Genomic DNA, 2,118 nt, shown 5'->3' on the forward strand with positions numbered 1-2,118 from the left:
GCCTGGTGGAGCGCGAGCGGGTGGTGGACGTGCACGCGCTGGCGGACGAGATCGCGGATGCCACGCTCGTGCACGCGGTCCCCGCGCTGATGCGGCAGCTGGTCCAGGTGGAGCGCGAGACCCCCCGGCTGGCCCGGCTGCGGCGCGCGTTCGTAGGCGGCGACCGGGTGCCGGCCGACCTGCTGTCGGAGATGCGCGAGACGTTTTCCGGGGCGGAGACGCACGTCCTGTACGGCCCCACCGAGGGGACCATCCTGGCCTCCACGCACCCGGTGCCGGCGGATGGCATCGTCCAGGGGCACCCGATCGGCCGTCCCCTCGGGAACGTGCGCCTGTACGTCTGCGACGCGCTCGGGAGCCCGCAGCCGGCGGGCGTGCCGGGCGAGCTCCTGATCGGCGGGGCGGGGGTGGCGCGCGGCTACCTGGGCCGCGCCGCGACGACCGCCGAGCGCTTCGTCCCCGACCCGTTCTCGGCGGAGGCAGGCGGGCGGCTGTACCGGACGGGCGACCGTGCGCGCTGGCGGGCGGACGGAACGCTGGAGTTCCTGGGGCGGGTGGATTTCCAGGTGAAGGTGCGCGGCTTCCGCATCGAGCTCGGCGAGATCGAGGCGGTGCTGCGCCAGCACGAGAGTGTCACCGACTGCGTGGTCGTGGCGCGCGCCGACGTGCCGGGCGACCAGCGGCTGGTGGCGTACGTGGCGGGTAGTGTGGAGGCGGACGAGCTGCGCGAGCACCTGCGGCGCAGCCTGCCGGAGTACATGGTGCCGGCCGCGTTCGTGGTGCTGGAGGCGCTGCCGCTCACTTCGAATGGAAAGCTGGACCGCAATGCGCTGCCCGCGCCGGAGGGCGATGCCTACGCGCGGGGGAGCTACGAGGCACCGCTGGGGGAGGTAGAGGCGGCGCTGGCCGGGATCTGGGCCGAGGTGCTCGGGGTGGACCGGGTCAGTCGCTGGGACCACTTCTTCGAGCTGGGCGGGCACTCGCTCCTGGCGATCCGGCTGATCGAGCGGATGCGGCGGGTGGGGCTGTACATGGAAGTGCGGGCACTGTTCACCACGCCGGTGCTTGCAGAGCTGGCCCTGGCCGTCGGCGGAGCGTCTCTGGAGGTGGAGGTCCCCGCGAACGCGATTCCGGAGGGCGCCGCGTCCATCACGCCGGGAATGCTTCCGCTGGTGGAGCTGAGCCAGCCCGAGATCGACCGGATCGTGGCGGGGGTGCCGGGCGGAGCCGCGAACGTGCAGGACATCTACCCGCTGGCCCCGCTGCAGGAGGGGATCCTCTTCCATCACCTGATGTCCGAGGAGGGGGACCCGTACCTGACGTCGAGCATGACCGAGTTCGACACCCGCGCCAGCCTGGAGCAGCACCTTGCGGCACTGCAGGCGGTGATCGACCGCCACGACGTCCTGCGCACGGCCGTGGCCTGGGAGGGGCTGCGCGAGCCCGTGCAGATCGTCTGGCGGAACGCGCCGCTGCCGGCGGAGGAGGTGCAGCTGGATGCGGCTGCCGGGGCGGCCGGGCAGCTGTGGCGGCTTTACGGCCCCCGGGAGTACCGGATGGACCTGACGCGGGCGCCACTGCTGCGGGCGTGCATCGCCGAGGACCGCACGCGTGGCCGGTGGCTGCTGCTGATGCTCACCCACCACCTGACAGGCGACCACGAGTCGCTGGCGGTGCAGCGAGACGAGATCGCGGCGCACCTGATGGGCCGCGAGTCGGAGCTGCCGGCGCCGCTGCCGTTCCGCAACTACGTGGCGCAGGCACGCCTGGGGGTGACCCGGGAAGAGCACGAGCGGTTCTTCCGGGGGATGCTGCAGGACGTGGAGGAGCCGACGGCGCCGTACGGGCTGCTGGACGTGTGGGGCGAGGGACGTGGGATCGGGGAGGCGTCGCTTTCGGTGGCGCCCGACGTAAGCGCGCGGCTGCGCCGCCGGGCGCGGGCGCTGGGGGTGAGCGCGGCCAGCCTGTGCCACCTGGCGTGGGCGCAGGTGCTGGCGCGGGTATCGGGCCGGAGCGACGTGGTGTTCGGAACGCTGCTCTTCGGCCGCATGCAGGGCGGCGAGGGTGCGGAGCGGGTGGTGGGCCCGCTCATCAACACGCTGCCAGTGCGGATCGGGG

The 2,118-nt window shown here is 73.3% G+C and carries 1 protein-coding gene; it reads left to right on the forward strand.

Going from position 1 to position 2,118, the window contains the following annotated elements; translation table 11 throughout:
• A partial coding sequence (locus VIB55_RS21615; RefSeq protein ID WP_331878747.1) for a condensation domain-containing protein occupies positions 1 to 2,118 on the forward strand: 2,118 nt, incomplete at both ends.

This window comes from Longimicrobium sp., assembly GCF_036554565.1.
Taxonomy (GTDB): Bacteria; Gemmatimonadota; Gemmatimonadetes; order Longimicrobiales; family Longimicrobiaceae; genus Longimicrobium.